The sequence below is a fragment of the Pseudomonas sp. S150 genome, from assembly GCF_004526365.1.
In the GTDB taxonomy this organism is placed as follows: Bacteria; Pseudomonadota; Gammaproteobacteria; order Pseudomonadales; family Pseudomonadaceae; genus Aquipseudomonas; species Aquipseudomonas putida_A.
Genome location: NZ_CP038207.1, coordinates 4,713,055 through 4,737,419 on the forward strand (window position 1 = coordinate 4,713,055; position 24,365 = coordinate 4,737,419).

At 58.3% G+C, this 24,365-nt stretch carries 24 protein-coding genes; 11 read left to right on the forward strand and 13 right to left on the reverse strand.

Features of this window, described 5'->3' with window-relative positions; all coding sequences use genetic code 11:
• Positions 1–39 precede the first annotated feature (39 nt).
• The 5 genes from E3Z29_RS21780 to E3Z29_RS21805 all read left to right on the forward strand — a co-directional run bounded on the left by E3Z29_RS21780 (position 40) and on the right by E3Z29_RS21805 (position 3,177).
• Positions 40–336, forward strand: a complete 297-nt coding sequence (locus E3Z29_RS21780) for a hypothetical protein (protein WP_134786923.1) — start codon at positions 40–42, stop codon at positions 334–336.
• 80 nt (positions 337–416) lie between these two features.
• Positions 417–680, forward strand: coding sequence for a hypothetical protein (locus tag E3Z29_RS21785; protein WP_134786924.1), 264 nt, complete (start codon positions 417–419; stop codon positions 678–680).
• 286 nt (positions 681–966) lie between these two features.
• Positions 967–2,643, forward strand: a complete 1,677-nt coding sequence (locus tag E3Z29_RS21795) for a DNA cytosine methyltransferase (RefSeq protein ID WP_134786926.1) — start codon at positions 967–969, stop codon at positions 2,641–2,643.
• Positions 2,640–2,891, forward strand: coding sequence for a hypothetical protein (locus tag E3Z29_RS21800; RefSeq protein ID WP_134786927.1), 252 nt, complete (start codon positions 2,640–2,642; stop codon positions 2,889–2,891). The genes E3Z29_RS21795 and E3Z29_RS21800 overlap by 4 nt, the downstream gene beginning before the upstream one ends.
• Positions 2,892–2,901: 10 nt before the next feature.
• Positions 2,902–3,177 carry a pyocin activator PrtN family protein gene (locus tag E3Z29_RS21805; RefSeq protein ID WP_134786928.1) on the forward strand — a complete coding sequence of 92 codons (276 nt, stop codon included), beginning with the start codon at positions 2,902–2,904 and terminating at the stop codon, positions 3,175–3,177.
• On the opposite strand, the gene E3Z29_RS21810 is transcribed toward E3Z29_RS21805, so the two are convergent.
• A complete protein-coding gene (locus E3Z29_RS21810; RefSeq protein WP_134786929.1) occupies positions 3,152–4,303 on the reverse strand; it encodes a site-specific integrase in 1,152 nt (383 codons plus the stop codon). The genes E3Z29_RS21805 and E3Z29_RS21810 overlap by 26 nt on opposite strands.
• Before the next feature lie 139 nt (positions 4,304–4,442).
• Here E3Z29_RS21810 and dusA point away from each other — a divergent pair, with 139 nt between their 5' ends.
• Positions 4,443–5,417, forward strand: a complete 975-nt coding sequence (gene dusA, locus E3Z29_RS21815; protein WP_167734158.1) for a tRNA dihydrouridine(20/20a) synthase DusA — start codon at positions 4,443–4,445, stop codon at positions 5,415–5,417.
• A gap of 52 nt (positions 5,418–5,469) precedes the next feature.
• On the opposite strand, the gene E3Z29_RS21820 is transcribed toward dusA, so the two are convergent.
• Positions 5,470–6,303: an undecaprenyl-diphosphate phosphatase gene (locus E3Z29_RS21820; RefSeq protein ID WP_027611490.1), complete on the reverse strand. Its 834-nt coding sequence runs from the start codon at positions 6,301–6,303 to the stop codon at positions 5,470–5,472.
• Between the two features lie 507 nt (positions 6,304–6,810).
• On the opposite strand from E3Z29_RS21820, the gene E3Z29_RS21825 reads away from it, so the two are divergent.
• From E3Z29_RS21825 to E3Z29_RS21835, 3 genes are all read left to right on the forward strand, one after another.
• Positions 6,811–7,551, forward strand: coding sequence for a winged helix-turn-helix domain-containing protein (locus tag E3Z29_RS21825; RefSeq protein ID WP_134786931.1), 741 nt, complete (start codon positions 6,811–6,813; stop codon positions 7,549–7,551).
• A gap of 278 nt (positions 7,552–7,829) precedes the next feature.
• Entirely contained in the window at positions 7,830–8,474 is a 645-nt protein-coding gene (locus E3Z29_RS21830; protein WP_096796999.1) for a helix-turn-helix domain-containing protein, read from the forward strand.
• Between the two features lie 390 nt (positions 8,475–8,864).
• The gene (locus E3Z29_RS21835) at positions 8,865–10,259 is read left to right on the forward strand and encodes an undecaprenyl-phosphate glucose phosphotransferase (protein ID WP_134786932.1); all 1,395 of its coding nucleotides are present in this window, start codon (positions 8,865–8,867) and stop codon (positions 10,257–10,259) included.
• Between the two features lie 424 nt (positions 10,260–10,683).
• Here E3Z29_RS21835 and E3Z29_RS21845 read toward each other — a convergent pair whose 3' ends face one another.
• The 6 genes from E3Z29_RS21845 to galE all read right to left on the reverse strand — a co-directional run bounded on the left by E3Z29_RS21845 (position 10,684) and on the right by galE (position 16,881).
• The gene (locus tag E3Z29_RS21845) at positions 10,684–12,762 is read right to left on the reverse strand and encodes a YjbH domain-containing protein (protein WP_134786933.1); all 2,079 of its coding nucleotides are present in this window, start codon (positions 12,760–12,762) and stop codon (positions 10,684–10,686) included.
• On the reverse strand, positions 12,759–13,520 hold the full coding sequence (locus E3Z29_RS21850) for a capsule biosynthesis GfcC family protein (RefSeq protein ID WP_098964766.1): 762 nt from the start codon (positions 13,518–13,520) through the stop codon (positions 12,759–12,761). The genes E3Z29_RS21845 and E3Z29_RS21850 overlap by 4 nt, the downstream gene beginning before the upstream one ends.
• Entirely contained in the window at positions 13,517–14,182 is a 666-nt protein-coding gene (locus tag E3Z29_RS21855; protein ID WP_041074034.1) for a YjbF family lipoprotein, read from the reverse strand. The genes E3Z29_RS21850 and E3Z29_RS21855 overlap by 4 nt, the downstream gene beginning before the upstream one ends.
• Before the next feature lie 8 nt (positions 14,183–14,190).
• Positions 14,191–15,252, reverse strand: a complete 1,062-nt coding sequence (locus E3Z29_RS21860; protein WP_096797780.1) for a polysaccharide biosynthesis/export family protein — start codon at positions 15,250–15,252, stop codon at positions 14,191–14,193.
• Between the two features lie 144 nt (positions 15,253–15,396).
• Complete coding sequence (locus tag E3Z29_RS21865; protein ID WP_064588395.1) at positions 15,397–15,633, reverse strand: hypothetical protein; 237 nt, start codon at positions 15,631–15,633, stop codon at positions 15,397–15,399.
• Between the two features lie 231 nt (positions 15,634–15,864).
• Entirely contained in the window at positions 15,865–16,881 is a 1,017-nt protein-coding gene (galE, locus tag E3Z29_RS21870) for a UDP-glucose 4-epimerase GalE (protein WP_134786934.1), read from the reverse strand.
• A 389-nt stretch (positions 16,882–17,270) separates the two neighbouring features.
• Here galE and galU point away from each other — a divergent pair, with 389 nt between their 5' ends.
• Both galU and E3Z29_RS21880 read left to right on the forward strand, forming a co-directional pair.
• Complete coding sequence (gene galU, locus E3Z29_RS21875; RefSeq protein WP_090284675.1) at positions 17,271–18,104, forward strand: UTP--glucose-1-phosphate uridylyltransferase GalU; 834 nt, start codon at positions 17,271–17,273, stop codon at positions 18,102–18,104.
• Between the two features lie 38 nt (positions 18,105–18,142).
• Positions 18,143–18,547 carry a mannose-1-phosphate guanylyltransferase gene (locus E3Z29_RS21880; protein WP_134786935.1) on the forward strand — a complete coding sequence of 135 codons (405 nt, stop codon included), beginning with the start codon at positions 18,143–18,145 and terminating at the stop codon, positions 18,545–18,547.
• A gap of 90 nt (positions 18,548–18,637) precedes the next feature.
• Here E3Z29_RS21880 and E3Z29_RS21885 read toward each other — a convergent pair whose 3' ends face one another.
• From E3Z29_RS21885 to E3Z29_RS21905, 5 genes are all read right to left on the reverse strand, one after another.
• On the reverse strand, positions 18,638–19,765 hold the full coding sequence (locus E3Z29_RS21885; RefSeq protein ID WP_134786936.1) for a GDSL-type esterase/lipase family protein: 1,128 nt from the start codon (positions 19,763–19,765) through the stop codon (positions 18,638–18,640).
• A 110-nt stretch (positions 19,766–19,875) separates the two neighbouring features.
• Entirely contained in the window at positions 19,876–20,919 is a 1,044-nt protein-coding gene (locus tag E3Z29_RS21890) for an acyltransferase family protein (protein ID WP_134786937.1), read from the reverse strand.
• A gap of 11 nt (positions 20,920–20,930) precedes the next feature.
• On the reverse strand, positions 20,931–22,034 hold the full coding sequence (locus E3Z29_RS21895) for a hypothetical protein (RefSeq protein ID WP_134786938.1): 1,104 nt from the start codon (positions 22,032–22,034) through the stop codon (positions 20,931–20,933).
• Entirely contained in the window at positions 22,025–23,254 is a 1,230-nt protein-coding gene (locus tag E3Z29_RS21900; protein WP_134786939.1) for a polysaccharide biosynthesis C-terminal domain-containing protein, read from the reverse strand. The genes E3Z29_RS21895 and E3Z29_RS21900 overlap by 10 nt, the downstream gene beginning before the upstream one ends.
• Positions 23,251–24,363, reverse strand: a complete 1,113-nt coding sequence (locus tag E3Z29_RS21905) for a polysaccharide pyruvyl transferase family protein (protein ID WP_134786940.1) — start codon at positions 24,361–24,363, stop codon at positions 23,251–23,253. The genes E3Z29_RS21900 and E3Z29_RS21905 overlap by 4 nt, the downstream gene beginning before the upstream one ends.
• Positions 24,364–24,365 lie beyond the last annotated feature (2 nt).

Sequence of the window (24,365 nt, forward strand, 5' to 3'; positions counted from 1 at the left end):
AGCGCTGCAACGCTGGGCACTTTCCAACGGAGAAGCACCATGCAAGTACACGTCATCACCGGCGACGCCGGCACGGGTAAGACGACAAAGCTCAGGTCCATCGAGGCGCAGCAACTGGCCGAAGGCAGACCGGCCGGAATCATTCATGCGGATGCGTATTCGCACCACGGCCTGCTCGGAATCATGGAAGTCAGGTTGGAGCGTGGCGAGCGGACGCTACTTGTCGATGACTGCTCGAGCAAACAGATCGAAGAGATTTTGCAGTGGCAGAAGGAGGCTGCTGGCAACGAGCAGCTTAAAGGCTTGGCGATTCACCTGGTTCGCCGCGCCGGCTGATCAATGAGTTCACGCCCCAAAAGAAGTGGTGCCGAGGGACTGCAATCCCTCGACACCGACCACCCCAAAGGAGAAGCACCATGCAAGCACAGAACCCAAGTAGTGGCGGCACGAAGGCTACCACGAACGCCTTCAAAGTCGGCGACGACGTGACTTTCGTCGCTGCACGCAGCACTGGGCACAGCGTCAGTCTGAGCGTTCGCGAAGGGAAGATTGCGGAGATAGACAGCGCAACGGCGGTCGTGAAGCTGCGCAATGGCCGAACCAGTGTGCAGCCGTTGAACAAGCTGACTCATCAGGGCGAGCGCAACGCCCTGACTCGCGCATTGCTGGGGGACGCCTGATGCAAGCCTCACCCAACTCTGCCGTACGCACTCGCCCGCCCATGGCGAGCCATCGGCTTGACCTCCCGAGTTGTTGCGACATCTGCGGCAAAGCCCGATCCACCCGAAAGCACCAGGCCTGTAGTCGGATCCGACAGAAACGCAAATCTGCCGAGTGGGCCGAGCTGATGGCCTCGCAGGCGGAAGCGAAAAAGAACAAGCCACGGCGCTACGCGCGCTGATTTGAATCACCGGGCGCACAACGGGGAGCTGCAACTCCCCCATCGCCTGCAAAGGAAGAAGCACCATGCTCAAGCGAACACTCAAACACTTTCACTTCTGCTGCGGCCTCGGTGGCGGCGCCAAAGGCTTCAATAAATCCAAGCCCGTTGTGGGTAACGTCCAAGCGGAATGGCAGTGCATCGGCGGCATCGACATTGATGCGGCCGGGCTGGCCGACTTCGAGCGTTTGAGCGGGGTCAAAGGCACGCTGTTGGACCTGTTCACTCGCGATCAGTACGTGCGCTTCCACGGGAAAGAGCCGCCACCCGGTTGGCGTGAAGCGACCGTTGAGGAAGTTCGACGTGCGGCCAACTACGAGCGGCCCGACGCGGTGTTCATTTCCAGCCCGTGCAAAGGCGCCTCAGGCTTGCTGTCGGAGAAGATGAGCCTTACGCCGAAGTATCAGGCCCTGAACGAGCTGACGTTGCGTTGCATCTGGTTGTTTGGGGAAGCCTGGAAGGATGACCCGGTCCCGTTGTTGGTGTTCGAGAATGTGCCACGACTGGCTACTCGCGGCCGGCATCTGCTGGACCAGATCAACAAGGTGCTGTCGCACTTCGGTTACGCCGTCGCCGAGACCACTCACGACTGCGGCGTCATCGGCGGCCTGGCTCAGAGCCGCAAGCGCTTTCTGCTGGTAGCCCGTCACATCGAAAAGGTGCCGCCGTTTCTGTACGAACCAGAAAAAAAGACACTCAAGTCTGTCGGCTCGATCCTCGGTCGCATGCCGCTCGCCGGCGATATCGAAGCGGCCGGCCCAATGCATCGGGTACCGGCGCTGCAATGGAAAACATGGGTTCGACTCGCCCTGGTCACCGCCGGCAAAGATTGGCGCAGTCTGAATAATTTAGCGATCGAGGACGGCTACTTGCGTGATCTGGTGATCGTTCCGGAATACCGTGCGGGCTACCTCGGTGTGCATGAATGGCAAGACACCGCCGGCACAGTTGCCGGGCGCAGCAGCCCAACGAACGGTGCGTTCTCGGTAGCCGATCCACGCGCCCGGGAAGGATCCCTTCAATACCAGCAGTACGGCGTGCGCCGGTGGGATGAAACCAGTGGTGCGGTTATCGGCGTCAAGTCGCCCGGGCAGGGAACATTCAGTGTTGCTGATCCTCGCCGGCCTGGCGACGGCTTCGGCAAGTACCTGGTTTCGTCGTGGGATCAATCGACAGGAACAGTCATCGCCGGCAGCACCACCGGGCAAGGCGCATTCGCGGTTCAGGACCCTCGACCAGGTATGAAGCGCACGAAGGGTGATGCCTACCTGACTGGCGGTCACTACGGTGTTGTCGGCTGGAACGAGCAATGCGGAGCCGTATCGGCCAGCGCCAAGCAGGACAACGGACGGTGGTCGGTGGCGGATCCGCGCATGCCAAAGGCAAATGACCGATTGACCTGCGTGATTGAAAGTCTCGACGGCACCTGGCACCGCCCCTTCACCACGCTGGAGCTGGCCGCTATACAAAGCCTGGTTGAGCCGGAAGAACAATTCGAGCTGGACGGTCTGAGTGATCAGGCATGGCGTGAGCGGATTGGCAACGCAGTGCCGCCATACGCTGCCGAAGCAATTGCCAATGTGATGGGTACCACGCTGTTGCTGGCTGCCTCCGGCGAAACCTTCATGCTCAACAGCATGCCGATCTGGGTTCGCCCAATAGCGGTGGGCCTGAGCGTGGCACAGCAGGAGGCCGCGCTATGACTGTTTTCCTGCTGCTGTATCTGTGCACGGACGCAACTCGGACGGATTGCCAGGTGTTACCGACTCAGAGCTGGAAAGGAGATACCGCCTACGAGCAATGCCTCGACGCTATCCCCGGCCTGACCAAAGCGCTGACAGCGACCAACCGGGAGCGGCACCGCTTTGTCTGTGACGTCCAAACTGGGACTGAAAATCTGGTGGAGGAAGTGGCGCGGCCGAGGTTCATTCATCAATCGTTTCGGATGTGAGGGGAGCATCATGAACACAGCTTTTATTCTGATGGCCCAGTACGACGGCCAGGCGATCATCCCGCTTGATCGAGTGTGCCGGGACTACTTCACTCATCTGACGCCGGACATGTTTCAGCGCAAGGTACTGAGTGGGCAGATCAAGATTCCAATCACCCGACTGGAGCCGAGCCAGAAGTCCGCGAAGGGCATTCACATCGGCGACCTGGCTGCTTATCTCGATCTCCAGCGCGCCGCCGCTGTGAAAGAAAACAATCAGCTCAACGGCTTAAAACCCGCCTGTTGAGCCACTTCATTGATGCGGCGCCCAGTTGGACGGGCGCCCTCAATATCTTTTCGTGCCACTCCCATCCCACATAACGATCACCCATGCCGCGTAGGTGTGTGTAGCGTCGGAGTGAGTTCCAGTCTCTGTGCCCCGATACACTCGCCACGCGCGGGATATCCCAATCCATTTCAAATAAACGACTTACACCTTCGTGTCGAAGATCGTGAAAGTGCAAATCAGCGATATTCAGAAACTTGCAGGATTTCGCCCAGGAAGTGGAAATAGACTCGGGACTGTATGGGAATATTTCGTTGCCAACTTTCGGCATTGTTTGAAGTATTTGCCACGCCTCATCTGGCAAGTAACACCACACGTCATTGCCGATCTTCTGGCCGGGGTTCTTCATGTCCCGCACCAACACTCGCTGGCCAGGCTCATCTACATCAGCCCAACGAATGCGGGTGATCTCGTCGAGGCGGCGGGTGGAGAACAGGGCGAAGCCTACGACCTTCAGCATATTGGTGACGCTTCGGCGCCGGGCCTGCATGTCCTCATAGTGCGCCATCAGTTGGCCCAGTTCATCCAGTGTCGGCCGGCGGTCTCGTTCCCGACTCTTGAGGTTGTAGCCGAGTTTGCGCAGCACCCGCCGAGCGCCGGACATGGCCAGCGGATCGACCTGATAGCCCCATGCGTCTTTGGCGATGGAAAGTACAGCGCCGAGGTGGGCCAAATCGTTACCGGCGGTTTGCGGCAGGACGCCTCCCCCTTCACCACTCATCCGCCACAGGGCGAAGTCCACCAGGCACTGCGTATTGATGTCGGTATCGTTGAGCTTGCCGAAGTAGCTGGCGCCGATGGCACTGAGCGTGGCCTTTTTGGTTTTGCCCAGCGGCCGCGCTTTTTCGACTTCGCGCAGGTACTGATCAATCATCTCTTTGGCAGTGGCGCCCTTGCGGCTTGCCCGCTCGATCGCACCTGGTTCATCGAGTTCCGATTCACGCTTACGTGCCCACGCCTGCGCAGCCTGTTTCCGGGCGAAGGTCTGGCTCTCTTGGTAGACTTGCACTCCGTCACGCTTGATGCGGATCTGAGCGGTGTAGCTCACAGACCCATCCGCCAGTTTTCTTGCCCTGATAGCTGCCATATTGAAAGTGGTACGCGTCAGTTTTGAAGTGGTACATCGTACCACCGAGACCTGAAAAACGCTTGAAAACGCCCTAAAACACGCCGAAAACACGTTGAGTAAAATGGTACAGAATCATAGCCTTAGCCCAGTAAAACCAATGCCTACGCTGTCTCGGCGCTTTAGTGTTGCACCCATGATGGACTGGACCGACCGCCACTGCCGTTTCTTCCTACGTCTCCTGTCGAAGAACGCCCTGCTTTACACCGAAATGGTCACCACCGGCGCCCTCCTTAACGGCGATCACGAACGTTTCCTCCGTCACAACGAAGCCGAGCACCCGCTGGCGCTGCAATTGGGCGGTAGTGTTCCGCTGGATCTGGCCGCTTGCGCGCGCATGGCGCAGGAGCATGGTTACGACGAGGTGAATCTGAATGTGGGCTGCCCGAGTGATCGGGTGCAGAACAATATGATCGGTGCGTGCCTGATGGGGCATCCGCAGTTGGTGGCGGATTGTGTGAAGGCGATGCGCGATGCGGTGTCGATTCCGGTGACGGTGAAGCATCGGATCGGGATCAATGGGCGGGACAGTTACGCCGAGTTGTGTGATTTCGTCGGCACGGTGCGGAATGCCGGGTGTACCAGTTTTACCGTGCACGCGCGGATTGCGATTCTGGAGGGGTTGTCGCCGAAGGAGAATCGCGACATTCCGCCGTTGCGGTATGACGTGGCGGCGCAGTTGAAGGCGGATTTTCCGGAGCTGGAGATTGTGCTGAACGGCGGGATCAAGACGATGGAGGCCTGCCATGAGCATTTGCAGACCTTTGACGGTGTGATGTTGGGCCGTGAGGCTTATCACAATCCGTATTTGCTGGCTGAGGTCGATCAGCAGTTGTTCGGCAGCAGCGCGCCGGTGATCAGCCGGGCCGAGGCGCTGGCGCAGTTGCGGCCATATATTGCCGAGCATTTGCAGGCGGGCGGCGCGATGCATCACATCACCCGGCACGTGCTGGGGTTGGGCACCGGGTTCCCGGGTGCGCGTAAATTCCGCCAGTTGTTGTCGGTGGATATTCATAAGGCCAAGGATCCGCTGGCGTTGCTGGATCAGGCCGGCGAGTTGCTGCAAGGGCGTTGATACCCTCCTTCCGTAAAATGCGCCAGGCGGGTAGATCCGCCTGGCGTGCGCATCACCCCGCCGCCGCTTCCGTCCAGTTCACCCAGCCAAACACCCACGTCGCCAGAATCAACAAGCCAAACGCGATCCGATACCAGGCGAACGCGGCGTAGCTGTGGTTGGCGATGAATTTGAGCAGGCCGCGCACGGCGATCATGGCGAAGATGAAAGCGATGACGAAACCGAGGGCGAACACCGGCAGGTCGCTGGCCTGGAACAGGTCGCGGTATTTGTAGCCGGAGTACACCGCGGCGCCGACCATGGTCGGCATGGCGAGGAAGAACGAGAACTCTGTGGCGGCTTTCCGGGACAAGCCGAACAATAAACCGCCGATGATGGTCGAGCCGGAGCGCGACGTGCCGGGAATCATTGCCAGGCATTGCACGAAACCGATTTTCAACGCGTCTGACCAGCGCATGTCGTCGACGTGATCGACGCTCACCACGTGGTTGCGCTGTTCGGCCCACAACATGACGATGCCGCCCACCACCAAGGCCATGGCTACGGTGATCGGGTTAAACAGGTATTGATGGATTTTGTCAGCGAACAGTACGCCGAGGACCACCGCCGGCAGGAAAGCGATCAGCAGGTTGAGGGTGAAACGCTGCGCATTGCGTTGGGTGGGCAGGCCTTTGACGATGTCGAAGATCTTCGGGCGAAACTCCCAGACCACGGCCAGGATCGCGCCCAGCTGAATAATGATGTTGAACGCCATCGCGCGTTCACCGCCGAAGTCCAGCAGGTCGGCGACGATGATCTGGTGGCCGGTACTGGAGATCGGCAAGAACTCGGTCAGGCCTTCTACCGCGCCCAATATCAACACCTGGATAAAGGTCCAGAAATCCATTAATCCTCCGTCAGAGCGCTCTTGATGAGCGACCGGTCAACTGTATTCAGGAATTGAGTATCTGAAGTTAAACAATCGGTATAACGCGACACCCATTGCCTGATCAGGCGACGGAGAATATGTCTTATCAAAAGACACACTCAAGCCATGTTAATAAACGTCCGCCTACGAACTGCTCAAAAAATATTTAGGGCTATAGTAGAAAAAAGTTCGATTGGCCAATAAAGTGTGACCCAGCTCACATTGTCTCAGGATCGTCGACAGTGGCAATTGGACATGAATAAAGCCATCGCCATAGATTCAAAATAGTGGCACAATTCCACATTGCCACCATGTAACGACTAGTTCACAGCCCCGAGAAAATCAACTAAAAGCTTGAAATGCTTAATTATTGTTAGAAAACTCGGGAGCCACGTCTAAAAATCGCGTGAATGTTACCAATTGTCAGTCACAGATGAGAACCGGTGCTTTAACATCCCGATGTCAGCACCTAATTCGAGTCAAAGCATGATGCTCTCAGGGAACTTGGCGACTAGAAGTCCGCGCCCGACAAACGACGTACCCGGTGTTCTCACACTGGGCCGTACCCGTGGCGTGGCCGAACATTTTAGTGCGCTGATCGCAAAGCACGTACGCACTGATATGGCACTTGAGGCCAGTTCGTACACTAGTTCCTATAACAATGAACTTTCTGGTTCGTATCGAGCCATCTTCATCGTTATCGACACTCCGCAAGCGCTGGAAGACAATCTTGCGCTGATCGAGAACCTGCGTTCCGACAACTTGAAACCGATCATTTGCGCGGTCATAACCGGTCGCGGCGCTTTCAACAAGATCAAGTACTTCCTGGCCGGTGCCGACTTCTGTATCAAACTCAATACCCTTTCCGACGAGGGCGACGAGTTGCTCGGTGAATTCTTCAACAGTGAAGAATGGCAGCGAGATATCAATCTGACGCTCGACCCGACGCGCATCTGCCTGCTCGGCGGCGCCAGCCAGAAACTCGACATCTCGTTTGCCGAGATGAAGATCCTGGAAGCCTTTGCGCAGACCAGCAATCACATTCTCAGCCATGATGAAATCGCCAGCATCATGGGGCTCAATACCAATTTCTACGACCCGAGAGCGCTGGAAAAATCCATCAGCCGCTTGCGTGGAAAAATCAAGGACATGTATGGTACCAATGCGATTCAGAGCATCCGCGGCTACGGCTATCGCCTGATGCGGGGTCTGATATCGACTGCCTGACTCTCGGGCAGCCATCCTCTTTGCATAATCACGAAGGATCGTCATATGCAACCATACAGCTCAAGTTGTACTTCAAATCTACTAATAATCAAGCCATTGAATGAGCACGGCTACACCGAACCATAACAATAAACTTAACAACATAGCAGCAGAACGAGTGGAATTTATCGAGGCCATTTTGGGCCCAGACCCTGCCTGTCGGTTACTTCCAAGGAAGTTATTGCTCGCCTGCCGATTTACCTTTTCGCCCATTTTGGTGCACATTTTAGGAGAGAGACATGGAAACTAGTACAACCCTCCCAAGAAAATATTTTGTCGTCGTGACCAACAGTACAACGTCGCAGCGTGAACTTGAGAGCATTCTGTCCAGCGAGCGCTTCAATTCGTTTGGCACGTCTCAGGCACAAATGTTTATTGAAGGTGCTACTTCGCCCTCTTCCGCTCCCATGCTGATGGAGTTCACTTACCCAAGGGGCACCCGGAAAAACGTTGCCCGCACGATTGAACACGACACCCAGCGCATATTGGCCACCCTCGAATCGGAATGGTTGTCCGCACAATCGGCGAAGCCGTTTCAAAGTGCAGAGAGCGACACCCGCACTGCCGCCATCGAAGACGCCGCCACCTGCAACGAAACCTGGCATCTGGACAACGATCAAGGCGCACTGGTCAAGGAAGGCGTCGAGATCAGCCTTACCGGACTGGAAACCGCGCTGGTGCGCAAAATGCTCCATCACGAAGAACGTGTAGTCAGTCGAGATGACCTGATCCTCAGCATCGGCCGCGAGCCGGAGCAGTATCGGGGCCTGGAGATGTGCCTGAGTCGCCTGCAGGACAAGTTCAAAAACGCGAGTAATGGTGAGCGATTGTTCCGTGCCGTAAGAAACCGCGGTTATTGCCTCATCCAGGAAATCGTTGCGTAAATACCGCCGATATCCGCGAACAAAACAAACAGAAAACAGTGCGATTACAAAAACAACAAGAGCACTCTGTTTGGCTTCACCTCCCCTGGTAATAATAGCTCCCTGCCTCCACCCCTCCTACAGTAACAAACACAACATAATTTATTCACCCCCCGCTCTGCGACCTTTTCTAACACCCTTGTATTTGATTATTAAAAAGTTGGCACTGTGCCATCTTGTTAGAACTCGTCAGACACCCTCTCCGGCAATAACTTAGTCTATTGATTGACGACAGTTCGGCCTATCGACGTTGTTACCTCAGGACACTCGTCCAATAACAACAACAAGCCTATCTAGCAACTCGGACTTCAACTGTCGAAACCTGAATGGACGTATTTCTGGGGATATCTCATGGAACTTTCTCTACGGATCAATCGAAATAACGGCCTCAAGGGACTTACCTTCTGGGGCCAATGGGCATTGGCGCAGGCTTTCATTGTTGCGTTGTTATTCATACTGGCTGAACGGCACACAGGCACCGTCGAGTTCTATTACCGCATGTGCGCAACACTGGCGGTATTGGCCTCGGTGCCGGCATATACGTTCAGCGGCGTGTACCGCAAGCAGGACAATTACCTGACCGGGCTTGGACGCTTGTTCATGGGCTGGTCGATGACCATGGTGGCGCTGGCCGGCATCGCGTTCGTGTGCAAGGCCGACGAAGTGTTCTCCCGCGAGGTGACGCTGAGCTGGGCGGTCTACGGCTTCCTCGGTCAGGCGTTGATGTACGCGCCGCTGCATGCCTTTTCCAAGTACTACCAGCGTTCCCGCACCAGCGCGCAGAAGACCCTGATCGTCGGCACTGGCGAGCTGGCTCTGGGTCTGGCGAAGAAGATCAGTCAGGTGGAAAACCTGCCGCTGGTAGGTTTGGTCAGCAATGGCGCGAAGCCGAACCTGGATTCGGATGCGCCGCGTGTGGTCGGTGATCAGGAAGATTTGCTCAAGCTGATCAAAGACCATGACATCCGCCGGTTGTACATCACCCTGCCGCTGGCTGAGGCTGCGAAAATCGAAGCGATGTACGTCGATTTGCTCGGCGCCAACGTCGATGTGGTCTGGGTGCCGGACTTGAACAGTCTGACCCTGCTCAACCACTCGGTGAAGGTCGTGGATGGTCTGCCGGCGATCTGCCTCAACGAAAGTCCGCTGACCAGCCGCCCTACCGCTGCGCTGAGCAAGAGTCTGGTGGAAAAAGGCGTGGCGCTGCTGGCGATTATCCTGCTGAGCCCGGTGCTGCTGTTCATCGCGCTGGCGGTGAAGATCAACTCGCCGGGGCCGGTGTTCTTCAAACAGGATCGCCACGGCTGGAACGGCAAGGTGATTCAGGTCTGGAAATTCCGCTCGATGCGCGTGCACGATGATCGTGAAGTGGTTCAGGCCAGCCGTAATGACTCGCGTATTACTGCGGTCGGGCGCTTCATACGCCGCACCTCGCTGGATGAGCTGCCGCAGTTGTTCAACGTGCTGCAGGGGCAAATGGCCTTGGTCGGCCCGCGCCCGCACGCGGTGGCGCACAACCACTACTACTCGGGGAAAATCCTCGCGTACATGGCTCGTCATCGAATCAAACCGGGTATTACCGGGCTGGCACAGATCAGCGGCTGCCGTGGCGAGACCGACACCATCGACAAAATGCAGCGCCGCGTCGAGATGGACCTGCATTACATCAACAACTGGTCGTTGTGGCTGGATCTGAAAATCCTGGTAAAGACGCCGTTTACGTTGTTGTCGAAAGATATTTATTGATGGACGGGTGACAAGCCAGGCGATACCGCAAGGGGACGAAAGTCCCCTTTTTTGTGGGCGGGATTTGATGGTGGGTCAGGCGGTTGCGAGGGTGGCAGTGCCGACGTCTTCGCGGGCAAGCCCGCTCCCACACGGGATCTCGGTATGGATCGGGATATGCGCTTCACCCCGTTCCACTGTGGGAGCGTGGCTTGCACGCGAAAGCGGTGGGTCAGGCAGCACAGATGTTGAATGTGCCGACGCCTTCGCGGGCAAGCCCGCTCCCACAGGGTCCGGCGGCGTTCACTCAAATCGGGCATACCACAAAATCACTGTGGGAGCTTGCCTGCAAGCGATAGCGGTGGGTCAGGCAGCACAGATGTTGAATGTGCCAACGCCTTCGCGGGCAAGCCCGCTCCCACAGGTCTCAAGGGGGTTCTCGGGTTTACTCGGTAATCTTCGAGAAGTTGCGGTAGAACATGTCGCCCTCGCGGCTATCGGTCATCGAGTGCAACTGGAAGCTGCGATTAAGCCTGGCGCCGCCGTCACGGGTCAGGGGGGCCCAGACCAGGTTGGCACGGCGCATGGTCGACATGCTCATCATTTCGTCGAACGGGATCGACAGGTAGATGCCCTTGTCGAAGCTACCCTCCCCGTACTCGGCGCTGCCAGCAGTAGTAATCGTCGCCCAGGCACCGAAACGCACACCATTGAAAAACTCGCGGGAGATGTCCAGCGTACCGCCCCAGTCGCCGGCCAGATAACGACCGACGCTGACTGCTGCCAACGTGTCATACGGCAAATCGGTGTAACCGGTGATGTGCCCCGTCCAGACCGAGTAGTCGCGCAGGCCAAAACCCTGGTCGAACTCGCGCTGACGCACGTAGTTCAGATCCGCTCCCACCGACCAGCGCTCACCGGTCGGCCGGAACAGCACCTCACCGCCGACACCGGCAAACATCGACTCCAGATAGCCGCCGTAGACCATGCCATACAGGTCCTTGTCCAACTGCTCGGCATGGCTGACCTGGAACAACGGCATGGTCACTTCCGAGGTGGTCAGGTACTGACGCAAATCGGTACGCACCCGCGGCAGGCCGCTCGGCGCATCGTAGGTGAACTTGTCGAAGTTGTTCACCAGGTTGGCACTGAGCAGACCGTTCCACCAGGTGTTGCGGTTGAAGCGGTACTCGGCGTCCGCGTCGGCACTGAATTGATAGAGCAAACCATCCGGGCCGCCAACGTTCTGCTTGAAGCCCAGTCCAACGCCATAATTGAAGTGCTGCGGCGCTTCGCTGTAGAGGGTTTTCTCGTTGTGCGGCATTGCCGGGTTGATCTCGGTGGTGCGGTGCAACGACTCCAGCGATTCCTCGTTGTTGATCACTTCGCGGAAGGTCTGACGCGGCACACTGGTCTCTTCCAGCGGCAGGTCGTAACGCTTGTTGACCACGGTGAACCAGTTGATGTCGTCGTTCACACTGTTGTCGAGAATCCGGCTCGCGCGGCCGACAGCCTTCGACGAATGGAAGTAGCGCTGCTGCTCGCCGTAGACGATCAGCTCGGAATCACGCTGACTGATGCGCTCGACCTTGTACCCGGCATTCTGCTGCAGGCGTTGCGACACGTCGGCCCAGTTGACCTGTTCCATCGGCGTAATCGGCATCTTCGCCGGTAGCGGTTCCGGCGTCGGGTCGTAGGTCTTGGCCGGCGCCTTGCGGCTGACGAAATTGGTGTGGAAGGTGATGCCGAACATCGCCGTGTTGCCCCGCTCCCACGCCGCGCTGACGTCCACCGAATCGGCCACCTTGAACACCGCGCCGAAGTTGATCGGCGAGTCTTGCTTGATCACGTTGTCCTTCGGCTCGTGCTTGTAGTCGTTGCCTTCGTATTCGAGTTTCAGGCTGAGTCGGTCCCACGGTGTCTGATAGCTCACACCACCAAAGAACGAAGGCTTGCCGCGAAAGTACGAACCGGCGTTGACGTCACCGGTGCCTTCCAGGGCCGGACGGGTCTTGAAGCGATCGTCGAGGTAGCCCAGCGGGTTGTCGAGGTCGCCGCGATTACCGAGATAACCCCAGGCAATGCCGGCGCTGAAATCGAAATTATCAAAGCGCTTGTTGGCGACGAAATATTCGCTGGCGAACAAGCCGGTACCGCCAATGTCTCGGAAGCCCAGAGCGACATCGGGGGCCCAATGAGTTTCCTGCCACAGCCGGACTTTGGCATCGACCGCCTTGTCCTTATAGCTCTGGCTGCCGCTCATCGACTCCGGCCCGTACGGCCGGTTGGTGATCGCGGTGTAGCGGAACGAACCTTCGAGCCAGTCCAGTGGCTGCAACGACACGCTGTAGCGGCTGTAAGGCTCGGTGCGGTTGGCGTTGACGCTCAGCTCTCCGGCCGGGGCCATGCGCGCGGTCGGGGTCTGCAACAGACCGGTGCCGCCGAAATCATTTTGGGTAATACGCGGCTCGGCATGCACCAGACCGCACGGCAATAACAACACAGCTGCAAAACGTAACTTCAACGAACCACCTCAGCCAGCTGCGTGGCAATCAATTCGGCCAACTGCTGATTCAGTTCAGGAACAGGCGGATCCAGATCATCGTTTTTCACCGGCACCAGAATCTTGCTGCCGGCCACGGGGAACTGCCCGCTCTCGCGATTCCAGTGCGCGATACCCACGCGCCGCACCGCACCATTGGGCTGGATCAGCCACAGGTAATCGGCCTCGGCATCGTCCAGCGGCGTACAGCTTTCCAGGTACTCACGCGCCTCCAGCAGCGGCTGATAAGGCAGGTGGCAGGTCTCGGCAACCGCGCCCAGCACTTGCACCTCGTCGACCCGTTTCGGGTAGATCAGCTGATCGCCATCATCGAGTCGAATGTTGCGCGCGAAACCGACTTCCACCGCGACCGGATCGAGGTCCGCCACCTGACGCCCGGTGACCGGCATTTGCCGCACCTGCTGAGCCAGGCGCAGCGCCAGCGCCGCGCGGCTCGGGCGGTCAAACAACGAAGCCATGCGCTGCAACACATCCAGATCAAACAACACCCCGGCCTTGAGCCGCGCCTGCTGTTCCAGCAACGACTGGCGCAGCAACACGCCGGCCAGCCAGTAACCTTCGGCATTCGGTACGGCCACGCTGATCACGTCGAGCAAGCGCCCGCCCGGCGGCAACTCCACCGGCCCTGGGTTGGCGACATCGCCGCTGACGGTGACCGCTGCCTGACTGATGCCGCTGAGCAACAGCAAACCCGCCGATAACCTCCGCAAGCGCTTCATGGCAGATGCCTGCGATCAGGGGTCAGTTGCACGATGCGCACGCGCATTTGCGCGGTCAGTTGCTGCTCGCTCTGCAGGATGAATCCGTCCAGCGGATCGACCCAGTAATGGTTGGTCGCGCGCAGGCCGATCGCCGGGACGTCGATACGTTCGTCGACACGCAGCACGGTGTATTCCTTGTCGAGAATTTGCAGAGTTTGCGTGGATCGACGGGAGAACCGGCTGTTGACGATCAAGCCGACTTCCTGGCCCTTGTACAGGTCGATCCAGCGCTGACTGGTGAAACCATCGGCGACTTGATGCAGGCCGCGTTTGAACGGCGCGTTATCGGCCAGCCGCGTGCCGTCCAGGTCGCCCTCGACGCCGAGGCCGATGGTGCGCACGGCGAGGCCATCACGCAGCAGCAACACCTGTTTGCCGGAGGCGACCCAGAACTGCAGGTCTTCACGCTCGCGCACCAGCGCCAGCACCCCGGAGCCGGACGGCGTGGTCAGTTTGACTTGCGGATACTTGACCTCGGCCACCTGGGCCGCGCTCACGTCCAGCTCGTCCGGCCCGATCACCGCCGACTTGAGGTTGCGCACCGAGGCGGTCATCAGCGGGTTACAGCCACACAACATCAAGGCCGCCATCAGGCAGACGCCAACTTTCAAGGTTTTCACGGTCGGCCTTATTTGCTGTTGTTACTGAATTCGCTCCAGTTCTTCGCAGCGGAAGCCCCGGTCCCGACAATCGATGCCGACGGCACCAGTTGACTGATGAAGCGGTTCCAGCGCGTGACGTTGGCCGGGCCGACGTAAACCACATCCTGGGGGCGCACTTCAAAGTGCGAAGCGAGTGCCATGGCGGTCGGCGACTGGGCTTCCAGTTGATAGATCTTCGCCGGCTCGACATCGAGGTTTTCCACCCCGCGAATCACGTACACCGCGTTACCGTTGGAGGTGGTCTGGCTCAAGCCGCCGACTGAACCGAGCACGTCGGAGAGGTTCATCGTCGCAGTCTTGAAACTCAGCGCACGGGGCTGATTGACTTCGCCCATGACGTAGATGCGCTTGTTGTCGTTGTACGGCAGGTACAGCTGATCGCCGCCCTTGAGGAAGACGTGCTGCAACTCGGAATCCTGCTGGTTGAGCGAGTCGAGATTGAGCGGATACACCCGGCCATTGCGCGTCAGCAACAAGCCAGACAAATCAGCATTGTTGGTGTCGATGCCGGCCGTACCGAGGGCTTCGACCACGCTCAGCGGGTTGGTGGAAATCGGTTGTGGCCCGGCCTTGGCCACGGCACCGGAAACCACCACTTTCTGACTGGCGAAACGCAGCACCGCGACATCCACTTGCGGCTCGGCGATGAACGCCGACAGCCGGGTTTCGATGTCCGAGCGCAGCTGTTGAATAGTCTTGCCGGCCGCCTGCACTTCCTTGATGAACGGGTAGTACAGCGTGCCATCGGAGCGCACCAGTCGACCGTTGGCGTCGATCTGCTGTTGTGCCCCCGATGGCGCGGTCAGCTCCGGGTGATCCCAGACCGTGATGTACAGCACATCGTTGCTGCCGATGCGGTATTCCGCAGGCGTTGCCAACAGTTCCGACGGTACCGTCTCACGCTTCTGCGTGGCACGGGTCATCGAGATCAGCTTGGGCGTGATCGGAATCAGCTCGACCCGACTGCTTTCGCTGGCGCCCTGGCGCGTGATGTCGCCAGTGCTCAGGTATTGGCCGGGGGAAAACATGCAACCTTGCAAAGCGATACTTGCCAACAGCAAAAGAGAAAAACTACGAGTCATAATGGCACTACGCTATTCAAGGGCGAATCTAAAAATAAAGTCACCCGACTTGCGTCGGGCGACCCTGTACTGCACTAACAAATGTTCCTGTTAGTTGTGCGTGCCGGTGGTGCCGGTAGTACCGGTGGTGCCAGTGGTACCGCCGTTGGCACTTCCGCCGCTGTTGGACGCTGCGACTGCACTGGCAACCATTGCAGTACTGGCAGCAGGCGCTGTAGAAGCCGCAACGCTGCCAGATACATTGGTCACCGCAGTTAGCGGCGCTTCAGCAGCGGACGCCCAGTTGCTGAACATCGTCAACAGGGCAATCGCCATCACTTTTTTCATATCAACTCCTTTCTAACATTCGACCTGTTAAAAACCGGTCTTTGTTAGCGGTGGTAGCGTTCAAGTCCGCGAAAAGCGCGAACAAGATCCGTCGTTCTTTCACAGTCTTACCCAACTGATAAAAGTCGAACGGCAGGTTTATATCTACGGACTTGCAAAAGGCATTTCCAGCGTATTTTCCCGACGATATCTAACAGCTGACCGAAACTAACATTCAGTATTAGAACGACATCATTCGAGATAACCGCGCGGATGATTCGATTGCCAGCGCCAGGTATCGGTGACCATGTCCTGCAAACTGCGCTTGGCTTTCCAGCCGAGCTCTTTGGCAGCCTTGGACGCGTCGGCCCAGCTCTCGGCAATGTCCCCGCTGCGCCGTGGCATCACCCGGTACGGCACCGGACGTCCACTGGCTTGTTCGAAGGCGTGCAGTACTTGCATCACGCTGTAGCCGTCACCGGTGCCGAGGTTCCAGGTGTGAATGCCCGGGCGGTCGGCAATCGATTGCAAGGCTTTGAGATGGCCATCGGCGAGGTCGACGACGTGGATGTAATCGCGAACCCCGGTGCCATCGATCGTCGGGTAATCGTCGCCGAAAATCGACAGTTCCTGCAGGCTGCCGACCGCGACCTGGCTGATGTAAGGCAGCAGGTTGTTGGGGATGCCGCTGGGGTCTTCGCCCATATGCCCGCTGTGATGCGCGCCGATCGGGTTGAAGTAACGCAGCAAGGCGATGCTCCAGCGCGGCTCGGCCTGACTCAGGTCGCGCAGCACGTTCTCGACGATCAGCTTGGATTGACCGTAAGGATTGGTCGGAATGCCGGTGGGGAAATCCTCGCGGATCGGCATCTGCTCAGGCTCGCCGTACACCGTGGCCGACGAACTGAACACCAGCCGGAACACCCCCGCTGCGGCCATCGACTGACACAAGGTGATGCTGCCGCCGACGTTGTTCTCGTAGTAATCCAGCGGCTTGCGCACGCTCTCGCCGACGGCTTTGAGCCCGGCAAAATGCAGCACGGCGTCGATCGCATGCTCGCGGAAAATCCGGTCGAGCAACGCCCGGTCGCAGACATCGCCGCGAATCATCAACGCGCTTTTGCCGCAGATACCTTCTATCGCGTGCAATGCCGCATCGCTGCTGTTGCAAAGATTATCCAGTACAACAACTTCATAACCTGCTTCAAGCAGCGCAAGTGTGGTGTGCGAGCCGATATAGCCGGCGCCACCCGTTACCAGAATCTTCATAGCGCGGTCCGTCATTGGATAAGTGACAAGTAGCCTGTCAAGTCCCTTTCATTGAATCTGTGGCGCACCACACAAATAAGGACGACAACAGCCTTAAACAAAATTAGTTCAACCACTGGCAATAAATATTTTTGCAGGTCAAACTGTATTGCCCGGTACTTATTAGCACCCCAAGTACACTCATCACTATCAACAGATACCGACTAAAAATAACTAATAACGTTATTACCGACATCTCATAACATTGTCATGTTTTACCCTCTGCGCTAATTGCCATTAACAACCTGACTCAGGTATTAAAGTACTCGTTCAATAATCATTGAAATTTGTGCGCCTTGATAAGTGCGCGCATCCGTTGCCTGTGTTCCATGACTGTCCAGGATACTTTTATGATTCGTAAATGTTTGTTCCCCGCTGCCGGTTATGGCACGCGTTTCTTGCCAGCGACCAAAGCCATGCCGAAAGAGATGCTGCCGATCGTCAACAAGCCGTTGATCGAATACGCCGTTGAAGAAGCACGGGACGCCGGCCTGCAACACATGGCCATCGTCACCGGTCGGGGCAAGCGTGCGCTGGAAGACCATTTCGATATCAGCTACGAACTCGAACACCAGATCCGCGGCACCGAGAAAGAGAAATTCCTCGCTGGCACCCGCGAGCTGATCGACACCTGCACCTTTTCCTATACCCGTCAGGTGGAAATGAAGGGCCTCGGTCACGCGATTCTCAGCGGCCGCCCGTTGATCGGCGATGAACCCTTTGCCGTGGTGCTGGCCGATGACCTGTGCCTGAACCTGGAAGGTGACGGCGTGCTGTCGCAGATGATCCAGCTGTACAAGAAATTCCGCTGCTCGATCGTCGCCATCCAGGAAGTCCCGGCCGACCAGACCCACAAATACGGGGTGATCGCCGGCGAGCTGATTTCCGAGGGCATCTACCGGGTCAATAACATGGTGGAAAAACCGGCGCCGCAGGACGCGCCGTCGAACCTGGCGATCATCGGCCGCTACATACTGACGCCGGACATCTTCGACCTGATCGCCGACACCCAACCGGGCAAGGGCGGCGAGATCCAGATCACCGACGCCCTGATGAAACAGGCGCAGAACGGTTGCGTGCTGGCTTACAAGTTCAAGGGCCTGCGCTTTGACTGCGGCGACGCCGAGGGTTACCTGCAGGCAACCAACTTCTGCTACGAGAACGTCTACCTCAAGGGCCGCTGAGACGGTCCCCGCCCACTTCTCTTTTCAGGAGGCAACCCATGAACATGGCACAGCATGCAGCAGAGATTGAACGGGAGGTGGGCAACCTCGGGGTGGTCAGCTGGCTGTCACACCATCAGCCGTTGCCCAGCGCCAACGAGTCATGGCTGGGCAGTATTTTGCTGGTGGAACGCATCGGCATGTTTCCCTCGTCCGGCGACATTCGCCGCACGCTGGCGGATCCCTATCCCCTGCTCGCCCATCTGAAACAACTGTATGCCGAGCAGGCGCTGGAAATGGACGATCGTGATGGCCTGAAGGTGATCTTCAGCGACTGGCGCTTCCGCGTACGCCTGTGCTGCAACGAGCCGGCGATCATCATCAATGTCGAGACGCGGTGTGCCACGCAACTGATGCCGCAGAAAACGGCTGAGCTCCTTAGCCAGATAGATAACTTCAAATAAAAACACTTTCCTGTAGGAGCTGCGGCACGCTGCGATCTTTTGATTTTGTTTTCAAGAGCAAGATCAAAAGATCGCAGCGTGCCGCAGCTCCTACAAGTCGCAACTGTCCGCGTTGATGCCACTGACGATCCAGCGATAGAAGTAATCGGCAATCACTTTCCCGCCCGTGGCCGGCTGCGGATGAATCTTGTCCGGGCCGATCATCGCCGCCGCATAGCGTTTGACGTCAGGGCCGAACGCGCATTGCAGATTGGCAAACCCCAGCTGCTGCTCGTGCGCCCACGGCTGCAAGACCTGTGCATACGCCGACATCGGATAGGCGCTGGAACGCGTGGTGTCCTGACGCATGATCAGGTTGATGCTCGCCGCCGGTTGGATCTCGCGGATCATCGCCACCAGGCCCTGAACGTTGTGCAGGTATTGTTCGGGTTTGACCCCGAAGCCCTGATCGTTGCCGCCGAGCATGATCAGGTAAACGTCGGCGGGGATCTTCGACACGGCGGCTTTCCACTGCACCTGCCATTGCGGGTTCTGGTGATAGAAATCCACGGAGGCCGCGCCCGAAGCTGCCAGTTTCGAAACCCGCACGCCGTTCTGTTCGTTGCTCATCCACAAGCCAAACAAGGTCGGTGCGCCCTTCACCACTTCCAGTTTGAATGACCAGTCTGGCGCTGAAGAGAGAGCTGCAAGCGGTACTTCCTGTACGCCCGCACCCTTGAGCGTCAACGGTTGCCAGTCTTCCGAGGGCGTCCAGCGGTAGCGCAGCTCACTGGCTTCGCCGTTGCCCAGATAGAGCAATTTCGCCTGGCTGACTTGGGTGTCGATGGCCGGTGTCGGGCTGGCATCGATTTGCAGCCAGGCACCGGGCTTGCCGGTCACCGTGCGGCTGTCGGGGCTGGCTTGGCCGAGGCCGGACACTTGCCAGCCACCACCGAAGTATTTTTCGCTGCTGCGGGTGTATTTGAAATGCGTGCCCCCCAGCGCGGCGCCGTGGTTGAAACCGACGTAACCGGGGCCGGCAAAACCCACTTCGCCGGCCACGCGCTGCACCAGTTTGTTCAGGTAGAAATCCTGCCCGGCGCTGTAGCTGTCGCCGATCACCGAGACCGACAAGACCTTCCCGGCCTTGCCTTCGCGCCACTGCGCAAAGCGCTCGCGGGCATCGCCTACTTCCACCACCGACGCCGCGACGGGCTGAGCGTCATTTACTGCCAACATGCATTATTTCCTTCAGTCTGGAATGGCCCCTTCGCGAGCAAGCCCGCTCCCACATTGGATCTCGGCAACTCACACAATCCCTGTGGGAGCGGGCTTGCTCGCGAAGCTTTTCAGCTATTGGCCGGCACCACCGGAGTAACGCCAACCGCTGGCTTCTTCTTCGCCGCACGCTCCCCGAGAAACAGCACCGAAGTGACATTGAAGCGGCTGAAAATCATCGACAGCACCACCGGCCCCAACAGACCAAACAGCAGTCCGCTGAGCACCAGAATGCTTTCGTCTTTCACCCCCAGCCGCCCCATGACAAACCGCGAAGTCGCCGCGAACAGCACATGGAACAGAAAGATCGCGTAAGAGTAGCCGCCCAGCCAGGTCAGCCACTTCGAGCGCATGTCACTCGACAGCAAAGCAATGCAGGACACACACCCCACGGTCAGACCGATCAGGCTGCGGCGGTCGACGATCAACTCACGGTCAATCGCCGCCACGTACAGCAGCGTCAACGAAATCAACACAAACACCAGCGGCCCGACCACCTTGAACCGCTGCTTCAACGCCTCGACATTTTCCTGGCCGATCATCCCCGCCACAAAGAACGGCAGCAGGTAAATCGCGCCATTGATGCCGAACGCATCGAGCTTGAACGGCGGCAACAGAAACACCGCCGCAGCGAAGGCGAACAGCAGATACAAGCGCGTCATCGAGCGCAGCATCCCGCGCCATTCCAGCAGCCCGACGAACATGAAAATGATGAACACCGCCTGCAGGAACCAGAAGTGATTGACCGGTACCCAGAACGACAACAAGGCATCGATCACGCCGACATCCTTGTTCACCCCGGGACCCACCGCCTGCAACACCGAAAACGGCACACCGACGCAAAACAGCGGCACGATCAGCCGTCGTACCTTGCCGCTGAAGAACGCGGAAAAGTCATTGCCGCGAATTTTGTAGATCGAATAGATGTAGCCGGAAATGAAGGTGAACAGCGGCATGCGCACGTACACCATCGAGTCGGCAATCACCCGGAACGGCGAGCCGATATCGATCTTCAGGCCTCCGCCCAACGGGCCAATGACGTGATAGAGCACCAGCAGCAGGCACGCCAGACCCCGCAGGGTTTCGATCTCCAGCGATTTTTTCTTGCTCGACATAAACACCTGCCTCAATTCAGAACTCGTGATTCAACCCGCACCGGCTTGTTCGCGCGCAACATCAAGCCGAGGCCAACAAACAGCACCGGCACCACCATGGAAAAGTGCCGGGCGAAGGAGCCGAAGTCCGGCTCGAACAAACCTTGCACCAGCAAAAACGCCAGCGGAATCGCGATCAGTTCCTTGGGTTTGGTTTCGATCGGTGCGCCTTTGTAGTCGGTGGAGGTGATGACTTTGAACAGCAGCAGCGCGGTCATGATCATCAGCGCCACAAAGATCACCTGGCCCGGCCCGGACAACAGAATCAGCTCTACCGGGAACGACAGCCGGAAGAAGATGATCATCGAGTCCAGCGCCTGCGAGACGAAGTCACTGCCGCTGAGCCACGAGACGATCAACGATTTCGAACCCTCCTCCCCGGCCGTGCGCAACTCGTTGTTGCTGGCGCGAATCGACGACACCGGAAACCCCAACGCCAGCTGAATCGCCATGGCCACCGCCAGGTAAAACAGGAACAGCATCAGGAAGAAGGTGAAGCGCGACACATACTTCTTCATCACGCAGACGCCGACCCACGACAACGAAAACAGAATCCAGTAAGGCCGGATCAGCACGCCGTAGATCACCGCCGACAGAAAAAATCCGCCGCGGTATTTGCGCGTCAGCGAGCTGAACAAGATGCTCAGCACCGCCACCGAAACGATGATTTCCTTGGTCAGGTTTTCCAGAAAGAACGAACGCACAATTCCCCACAGGCACAGGGTGCCGAAGATCGCCAGCGGCATGCGCCGGAACACCACTACCGGAATCGCCGTGAGGAAGAAATTGCAGAACATCCCGTAGGCCCAGGCGTTGGTGAGATTGATCCCGGTGGGCCGCAGCAGGAACGCCGAACACTCGTAGGAGGAGCGATCCGGCGAGAACGGATTCCAGAAATTGCAGTTGTCGGCCCGCGCATAGGACGACCACAACGTCATCGCATCCGGCCCCGGATCGCGCGGGATCAGCAGCGGCATCGCCACCGACAGAAACAGCCCGGTGAACAGAATCAGGAACGACAGCGAAGAATCGAGTTTGCGGCCGCGAAACTCGATGCACGGCAACTTCAACCCCATGCCAGCGCCCCTTTTACGCGGGTCGCCCGGGTCAACACGGCAATCACGCCAAGCTGCACGATGATCGCGAAGACATTGCCCCACGCCGCGCCATAAATCGAATAGTGCTTGATCAGCAGGTAGCTGACCGGCACCGACACCAGCAGGCAGATTGCCGCGCTGGCGAATGACACTCGACTGTTTTTCGAGGCGATCAGACCGCCCCAGACGATGTCGCCGATGGCCCGCAGGGCAAAGGAAAAGATCAGCACGCCGAGGATCGCGTTATCCGGACGCGGCACACTGGTGGCGACGTAATCGAGCACCACGTTGAAGAACAGATAGATCAGCACCGCCACCGCCGCCGACACCACTAACGAGCGCATCACCCATTTGTTGACGAACAATTGCTTGACCGTAAATGACTGCTGATCCGCCTGAAACCGCTTGGCCAGCACCGGAATGCCGACCACCGCCACTACCGCGTAAGACAGCGCCTGCAAAGTGTTCGCCGCCGACCACGCATACACGTATTTACCGAGGCTGGCGTAGGGTTCGAGATCGGCAATCAGAAAGCGCTCGGCGTACTGACTCAGCGCGATCAACCCCGTACCGAAGTAGAACGGCAACCCGGCCTTCCACACGGTCGCGGTAGTCAGTGCTTCGCTGACCCGGCCCTTGTGCACGTTCACCACGATCAGGTAACCGGCGGCGATCACCAACACATTGGCGGCCACCCACAGCCACAGCACACTGGCGATGCCGGAGACCCAGTCGAGCATCATCCCGCCCACCGCCAGCAGCGCCCAGAGACCGGTCTTGATGAAGAACAGCAGCGCGCCCGCGGTGGCTTTCTGCGCAGAAAACACGAACGAGTTGATCTCGAACGACAGGTGTTCGGTGAGCAGCACCAGCGTCACGCAGAGGATCAGCGCGGTGCTCGCCTCGACCTGCTGAAACAGCGAGTAAATCCCCACCGTGACTAGCGACAGCAGCAGCCCCACCGCCAGGTACAGCAACAGGACTTTGTCGACCACTCGCCGCGAGCTGCCACCAACGCTGATCAACCGATTGATCTCGGAACTGAAACCGACGCTGTAGAACTTCGAAGCGATCAGCGACGCGGCGACCACCACGCCATAAAACCCCAGCGCTTCGTAGCCCAGGTAATGGGTGATGGCCAACACCAGCAGAAACTTCGCGCCCAAGGCTCCGCCGCGCAGCAGCAAGCGAAATATCATCGAACGACGCCTTTGATGATCTCGTCCATCATCACCGTCTTGGCTTCGATTTCGCGGCAGGTATCGGTCAGGCGCTTGCCGAAGTTCGACAGGGCATTCGGCGCATACACGGTGTCGATGATCTGGTCGACATTGATGTCGCCGCCATTGATCACCCAGTCTTCCACGCCCATGTCCTGATAGGCGCCAAAGCCTTTGCGCTCATAGCTGATGTGGTACGCCGGGACACCGGACAGCAGCGACTCGATGGCGCCGTGCAGACGCACCGAGATCACCAGGTCCGGCTGATATTTGGCAATCGTCGCCTTCAACGACAGCAGGTCCTCGGTGATGCCCAGTTCGCGATAGAACGCACCGTCATCGTTGCCGCGAACGGCGCTCTGCACCGCGCAGACCACTTTGCTTTTGTTCTTCAGGCGCTGCAGCAGCAGCTTCAGGTTGGCGACGTAGGCGACCTTCTTTTCCTTGCTCCACTCCGGCGGCTTGCGCAGCACCACGCACACGGTGGCCGGCGATGCGGCGCAGCGGGTGAACTTCGGTTGCTGAAGGATCTTGCTGGCCAGTGACTGCACTGCCAGATCCGGCGCACGATAGACGTTTTCGCAGGCATCGAACATTGCCGAGGAGCGGTTATCGCGCACGAACACCGCGTCAGCGCTGGCGTAGTGATCGACGATCTTGCGGCTCTCGCCATGGAACGGGCCGATGCTTTGCGGCAGGTACACCGACGGCACCTTGCTGAGGATCGCCGTTTCCAGTTGCTTGGCGTGGCCGAGTTTGAGCTTGATGTGTTCGAAGGCGCTTTTGGAGCGCATGTAGCCGCCACCGACGCCGACGATCAGATCAGTCTTGCGCAGCAGATCCGCCAGCCCGGCATACGACTGATTGAGGAACACCGCCTGCTTGACCCGCCCCAGGCCCTTGGCCGCCATCACCGGCGCGTCGAAACGCGGGTGCGGCAGGTAGGCGAAAGACTGCGGATCGGACGCCACGACATTGATCGCGGTGTCTTCGCCAAAGTTGCGCTGCACCAACGCGATGGCCAGATCGACGAGCAGGCCGTCACCGGAGTTGGAGGCACTGTAGCCATGCAAAATCGTTACGTTCATAA